The organism is Pontibacter sp. CAU 1760, assembly GCF_054482735.1.
In genome coordinates this window covers 90,786-97,500 of sequence record NZ_JBTLRL010000015.1, presented here as the reverse complement: position 1 = coordinate 97,500, position 6,715 = coordinate 90,786, and the positions used below count along the sequence as shown (strand labels likewise).

The 6,715-nt window shown below is 49.1% G+C and carries 7 protein-coding genes (1 of these 7 running past the window's edge); 1 reads left to right on the top strand and 6 read right to left on the bottom strand.

Annotated elements, in window-relative coordinates; translation table 11 throughout:
- From ACXYMU_RS18000 to rpmH, 5 genes are all read right to left on the bottom strand, one after another.
- Positions 1–265: the 5' portion of a DUF2480 family protein gene (locus ACXYMU_RS18000; RefSeq protein WP_458987815.1), read on the bottom strand. 248 nt of this gene lie to the left of the window's left edge; 265 of the gene's 513 nt are visible here — the first part of the coding sequence; the start codon lies at positions 263–265; its stop codon lies beyond the left edge, outside the window.
- Between the two features lie 9 nt (positions 266–274).
- Complete coding sequence (tsaB, locus tag ACXYMU_RS17995) at positions 275–970, bottom strand: tRNA (adenosine(37)-N6)-threonylcarbamoyltransferase complex dimerization subunit type 1 TsaB (RefSeq protein ID WP_458987814.1); 696 nt, start codon at positions 968–970, stop codon at positions 275–277.
- 128 nt (positions 971–1,098) lie between these two features.
- Positions 1,099–2,748, bottom strand: a complete 1,650-nt coding sequence (locus ACXYMU_RS17990; RefSeq protein WP_458987813.1) for a S41 family peptidase — start codon at positions 2,746–2,748, stop codon at positions 1,099–1,101.
- Positions 2,749–2,778: 30 nt separating this feature from the next.
- Complete coding sequence (locus ACXYMU_RS17985; protein ID WP_458987812.1) at positions 2,779–3,180, bottom strand: ribonuclease P protein component; 402 nt, start codon at positions 3,178–3,180, stop codon at positions 2,779–2,781.
- Positions 3,181–3,225: 45 nt separating this feature from the next.
- A complete protein-coding gene (gene rpmH, locus ACXYMU_RS17980; RefSeq protein ID WP_219878235.1) occupies positions 3,226–3,387 on the bottom strand; it encodes a 50S ribosomal protein L34 in 162 nt (53 codons plus the stop codon).
- Between the two features lie 161 nt (positions 3,388–3,548).
- Between rpmH and ACXYMU_RS17975 the strand changes: the two genes are divergently transcribed.
- Complete coding sequence (locus ACXYMU_RS17975; RefSeq protein WP_458987811.1) at positions 3,549–5,264, top strand: M61 family metallopeptidase; 1,716 nt, start codon at positions 3,549–3,551, stop codon at positions 5,262–5,264.
- Between the two features lie 202 nt (positions 5,265–5,466).
- On the opposite strand, the gene ACXYMU_RS17970 is transcribed toward ACXYMU_RS17975, so the two are convergent.
- On the bottom strand, positions 5,467–6,705 hold the full coding sequence (locus ACXYMU_RS17970; RefSeq protein ID WP_458987810.1) for an NAD(P)/FAD-dependent oxidoreductase: 1,239 nt from the start codon (positions 6,703–6,705) through the stop codon (positions 5,467–5,469).
- Positions 6,706–6,715 lie beyond the last annotated feature (10 nt).

Genomic DNA, 6,715 nt, shown 5'->3' with positions numbered 1-6,715 from the left:
GGTTTTGCAACTTTGTAGCCAGTAGCATATAGGCCCAAGTTGGTACGATCGCATCGGCGGTGCAGACGATGGCTATGTTCTTGCCCTCATACGCTGCCCAATCATTCTCTTTCACAAATGCCCGAAAGTCTTTTTCCTTTAAAATAAGACCATGGAACAAATTGTCTTTTATATCATATACTACACGCTCTCCAGGGTGCAGCAGTTCTTCGAGGTTTAGGGTAACCAGTGTGCTTTGCGCCACCTTATTTATTAACTCAGACATGTCTTTGATTTATTTAGTGCTTTTACTGGTTTTCGCTATATAAACATCCTTTAAATAGAAGGGTTCATAATACGCCACATCTTCAAATGCTTGTTGGTTATACTTGTCATATGCTAGCATACCGATTCTCTTGGCAGACGGGAGTATACCTTCTATAAACAGGGCGTTGGGGTTATCTTTCACTAATTCCTGAAACTTGGGTGCCCCGCTCCCAAAAAAGATAACCGGTTGCCGGGCCAAGTTGTTTTCAAATGTATGTGCATCCAACACAACAGGCTGAACAGGGTCGATCTCCTGCAACTCATGGTTCAGCAAACAAGTGTATACTTCCATACGCCGTGCATCCAGCATCGGGCAGAAAAGGTACTGCTCCGGATTAGGTGTAACTCCTATAACTTGGGCAGCCAATCCGTATAGGGTGGATACTTCCAATAAGGGAATATCCAATGCGTAACATAGCCCTTTCGCCGTAGAGGTGCCTATACGTAATCCGGTATAGGAGCCAGGCCCTCCTGACACTGCCACCGCACTTAAGTCGTGTAAGGTAGCGCCGCAGTTTTCTACTAACTGCGATACCATCACAGTAATGTGAGACGAATGAGACTTCTCTATCTGTAACTCGGAAGCCCCCAACAGTTGTTGATCATTGTACAAGGCAATGGAGCAAACATTAGTAGAGGTTTCGAGTGCAAGTAACAGGGCCATGTATGTAGCAAATAGTTAAGTTGTAAAATTAGCGGAAAGCAGCAAGAACAAAAATTGCTGCTTGCCTGAAAAGTAAAAAGGATCGTGCGCTTGACACGATCCTTTTTACTTATTGAGCTTTCTGATGTTTAGTTTCTTTTTAAGTAAGCATTGTATTTCTGCTGGTCACGCAGCACTTCTTTTGCCATCAGGATATTGGGGTCATCGTCGAAGGTGGCCTCTATAAAGCCTTTCTGCAAATAATAGCGTGAGGCGATCTCTGCTTCCAATACCTCCCTGATTTCTGCTTTGAAGCGTGTCAAGTCGTTTGCCTTATTATGCGACACCTTCTTTTTGATCGCATCCAGTTCTGCCTGGATATCCTCGTAATGCTTACCGTCTTTTGCTTGCTTCACTACATCATCCAGTTCTCGTTCGATGCCGGTGTTGTAAGAAACGTCTTTGCTGCCCAGAAAGGAAACAAACTTCTTGTACTCTTCATCACTTAACTCAAACTTTGATGCTACCGGAATACTTGGATGCTCCGCTTTAAACTTATTAGCATACTCAAAGAAGTGCCCTTTAGAAGCAATAGCTTTGGTAATATCAGAGTACTCCTGCTGTTTTACAGAAATATCCGGTGTTACGCCACCTCCATCGTATACTACCCGGCCGCTCGCAGTTTTGAAAGCCACCCGAAGCGAATCAGGAATCTTGCCTACGCTACCGTCTTCGTTGCGGTGGGTATAATCGATGGCCTGAATGCAGCGGCCACTCGGGATATAGTATTTAGCGGTTGTTACCTTTAGTTGTGAGTTATACGAAAGCGGGCGCGTGGCCTGCACAAGTCCTTTACCAAAGGTCCGCTCCCCAATCAGCACGGCCCGGTCGTAATCCTGCATCACGCCTGCCACAATCTCAGAGGCAGAGGCACTGCGCGAACTGGTCAGGATAACCAGGGGCATATCAACGTCCAAAGGCTCATCCAGCGACTTATAGGTCTTGTTCCATTCCGTTACTTTGCCTTTGGTACTCACTATGTCTTTGCCTCTATCCACAAACACGTTAGAGATGTTCACCGCCTCGTGCAACAGGCCTCCGGGGTTATCGCGCAGGTCGAAGATGATTTTCTCTGCACCCAGCTCTTTTAGTTTTTGCACCGCCATACGCACTTCCTTAGAGGCATCCACGGTAAAGCCAGACAGCTGGAAATAACCAATCTTGTCATCCACCATACCATAGTAAGGCACATTGTTTACCATGATGTTGGAGCGTGTGATTTCTATGGTCCTTGGTTTGGACTGGCCAAAGCTGCGCAGTTCTAACTTAATAGGAGTGTTCGCCTGGCCCTTCAGCAGTTTGCTCACGTCTGATGTAGACTTGCCAACCACATTCACGCCATCCACCTTCAGGATCTCATCCCCGATTACCAGACCAGCCTTTTGCGCCGGCGAGTTTTCGTAAGGCATCTGCACCACCACTTTGCCGTTTCGGCTGCCGATAATAGCACCGATACCGCCATACTGCCCCGTGGTCATGGTGCGGAAATCCTCTATATCGTCTTCGGGAATGTAATTGGTGTAGGGGTCCAGCGACTTGAGCATGGCATCTATACCCGCGCGCATCATTTGCGCAGGTGGTACTTCATCCACGTAATAGGTGTTCACCTCTTTGAAGAGCGTGGCAAATACGTCAAGGTTTTTGGCGATTTCGAAATAGCGCTCAGACTCTGTTTTGAAGGAAAACAGGCCTAAGGCCAAGGTACCGATCAGGAGACCGGCTATAGACTTCTTATACATAACTTCAGGGTTAGATAGGACGCAGTAAGACTACTTACTCAAACAACGCGCCAAACCTGAAATTAGTTTTTTCTGGATAGAATTGTAGGATTTTTTTTCCTTGCCAATGTAAAGGATGCCCAAAAGCCTTGGAGCCTGCTCCGGATTCTGGGAAAGCACCTGCTTGTTTAGACGGTACGCCTCCCGTATCTGCCTTTTCAGGCGGTTACGGTCGGTGGCGCGCTTGAAGTAGCGCTTAGAAACGGAGATGAGTACCTGCGGTTGGGCAGGCGGCATGTCTTGCGGCGTATGGTATACAAACCGCAGCGGATACACATTAAAAGAAGAACCCTTGCTAAACAGCAGCGCGATAAGGCGTTTGCTGCACAAGCGTTCTTCTTTTGAAAATGTATGAGAAAACGGTCGCTCTGCTTGAGAATCGTCAGCTGGCATTTGCATCAGCAAAAACGAAAAAGCGAAGCTATCCCCTGTTAGGGATTAAGCCGCCTTATGTCTTTTTTCGTCAGAAACAGATAGTCTCTTTCTGCCTTTGGCTCTTCTGCTGGCCAATACTCTTCTACCGTTAGCGGTCTCCATTCTTGATCTGAAACCGTGCTTGTTTCTTCTTTTTCTCTGAGAAGGCTGGAATGTTCTTTTCATCGTCTGCCAATGGTTTTATTATGGCCTGCAAAATTAAGGAACCTTTTGTAAATTAGCAATGCCATTCACGAACATTCTGCAAAAAACTGCCTTAATTGCCCTCCTGATTGCGTAAGGAAAGATTTTAGGTTCATTAATTTAACATTATACCCTGCTTTTGCATGCTATACTACCGCATTTCATATCAAAATCCGCTCTCTCATTTTGTACAGATCACGCTTACCATCCCGCACAACACGGTTTATGAGTTATACCTGCAGTTGCCGGCCTGGCGCCCCGGCCGCTACGAACTGCAGCATTTTGCACAGAAACTGCGCAACATCACGGCCAATGCCAACGGGCAGCCGCTCCCGATCAGCAAGGTAACCAAAGACAGGTGGCAGGTAGAAACCCAAGGTGCCGAAACGATAGAGGTCAGCTATAGCTTTTATGCACGACAGATGGACGCCGGCGGATCGTGGCTGGATGAAGAGCAGCTATACCTCAACCCCATCAATTGCCTGATGGCGGTGGAAGGCCGCGAGCAGGAGCCCTGCCAACTGGCTTTGGCCATGCCCCTACATTGGGAGGTTGCCTGCGGGTTACGGGAGATGGAGAAGCATGTGTTGGAAGCAGACAACTTTGACGCCCTGGCCGATAGCCCTTTTATTGCCAGCGGCAGCCTGCAAAGGCAAACGTTTGAAGTAGCAGGCACGCGGTTCCATATATGGCTGCAAGGCGATTGCCAACCTGACTGGCAGCGGATGAAGCAGGATTTTGAAGGGTATACAAAGGAGCAGATAGAGGTCTTCGGCGATTTTCCGGTGCCTGAGTACCATTACCTGAACGAGATACTCCCTTACCGCTTCTTCCATGGTGTAGAGCACAGCCATTCCACTGTTATTACACTAGGCCCTGGCGGACTGCTGATGCAGCCAAGCCTGTACAAGGAGTTTATAGGGGTGAGCTCACATGAACTGTTCCATACCTGGAACATCAAGAAGATACGCCCTAAGGAGATGCTGCCTTATAACTTTGCGCAGGAAAACTACTTCCGGACAGGATATGTGGCCGAGGGCGTTACCACTTACTACGGCGACTACATGCTGGCCCGCAGCGGCTTCTTCACGGCTGAGGCCTACTTTGCCGAGCTGAACACCACGCTGCAGCGCTATTTCGCCGACTACAGCCGCCATAACCTCTCCGTAGCCGACTCTTCTTTTGACCTTTGGCTGGATGGCTACAAGCCGGGCATACCGGACCGAAAGGTGTCGATCTACATCAAAGGTGCCCTCACAGCGCTGCTCCTGGACCTGCAACTGCGCGAGGCCACCCAAAATACAGCCTCCCTAGACACCGTGATGCGCCTGATGTGGGAACGGTTTGGGAAAAAGGGGATTGGCTATACGGAGCAGGACTACGCCCAACTGGTAGATGAGGTAGCAGGGCAGTCATTCCAAGCCTATTTCGACAAATACATCAATGGAACCGAGCCGCTTGAACCAGCCTTAAACGAGGCCTTGCACTCTGTAGGCTGCACCTTGACAGAGCAGGAAAACCCTTTGCTGTATGAAGGCAGGTATGGCTTTAAGATATCTCCGGAGCAGGTGACGAAAGTGATTGCTATAGCCCCGGATGCACCAGCCAGCCAATTGCTGAGCGTGGATGATGAATTGATAGCCGTAAACGGCCGAAAGATAGAGAACAACCTGCAGCAACTGCTCATGCTCTGGCCAGAGGGAGTAGAACTTACCCTGTTCCGCGAGAAGAAACTGCGTACTGTCACTTTGCAATCGTATGGCAAAAGCTATTTCAGCAAATACACGATTGAGAAGCGTCTTGATGCTACTGCTGCACAAAAGCAGAACTTCAAGCTGTGGCTAAAGCAGGATTTTTAGAACAGGACGTTAGATTTTAGATATTCCAATTATATGTTCATCCCAGCTCTGTTGTCATCTCGACCGTTGGGAGAGATCTGAGTGAACTTATACCCATGCATTATTTCAGATTTCTCACAGCGACGCAGGCGCCCTTTGCCTCTTGCCTAAAGAGTAATTAAAATAAAAAAAAGTCTAACGCCTAGTATCTGGCGTCTAACGTCTAATTAAACAGCAACTTCAGATAAAACGACGGTTGTTTCAGGCGCTCGCGCAGGTCAAGGTCATTGAACATGCAGGAGATGGTTTCAGCGAGGGCCTTGTTTTTGGAGGCCTTGGCGGCTACCTGGTTAAAGAGCCACGGATAGTCCAGTAGCTGCTGCATTCTGCGGCTTAACTTCAGTTCTTTCCACAGGCGATTGTATACGGCGGCATCATACCCCTTTAAGAAGTCCGCAGAGAAGTCCTGCTGCCCCAAGCACTGTGATGCCTGTTCTGCTGCCCACCGCCCGCTGATCATGGCATTGCTGATGCCCTCACCGGTAAATGGGTCGATCAGGGATCCGGCGTCGCCCAGCAGCATATAGTTGTCACCGGAGATGCTTCTTTTCTTGGAGCCCAGCGGCAGGCCATACCCTTTAATGTCGCCAACCAACTTGGCGTTGGCAAAGCGCTTCTGCAGTTCGGGGTGTGTTTTGATCATGCGCAGCATCTCTTTCTTCAGGTTCACTTTCTTCTTGCTCACTACGCTGCTCAGCATTCCGACCCCCACATTGGCATGTCCGTTTGGCAGCGGGAAGATCCAGAAGTAGCCTGGCAGAAAGTCTTTAAAGAAGTGTAGCTCGATGAAGTTATCCTTATCCAGCCCCACTACATTTTGATAGTACGCCCGCAGGCCCGCACAGAAATGCTCCGGTTCCTGCTCCTGTTTCGCCACATGGCGCGTAAAGCCCGACTGCGCCCCATTTGCCACTAGCAAGAGCTTTGTGTGCACTAACGGCTCCCCATCCTTCCCTGAAAGGATAAAGCTGCCATCCGGCTGACGCTCGTACTTTGTAATGTCTACTCCTTCCAGAAAATGCACCTCTGGGCGTTGCCGCACCTGCTCCACCAAGAAATTATCGAAATGGAGGCGCTTGGAGATATACCCTGCTGGTGTATCCTGCGAAGGCTGGTAGTTGTACTTAAAAGGTACACTGAGTTGATGCCCGCCAGGCGAGATGAAATGAATGCCCCATGAAGGCAGTTGCTCCGCTTGCTGACTAAACAGCACAGGCAAGTCTGATGAGATGCGCCGTAATTCGTTCACGACTTTGCCACTCAGGGCATCGCCACAAACTTTGTCGCGAGGGAAAGTTGCTTTGTCAATCAGGAGAGACGGAATGCCTTTGTTGGCCAGGTGAAGCGCTGCAGCAGCACCTCCGGGACCGGCACCCAAGATACAGATTTCGGTTTGGAACATGTAAGAATGA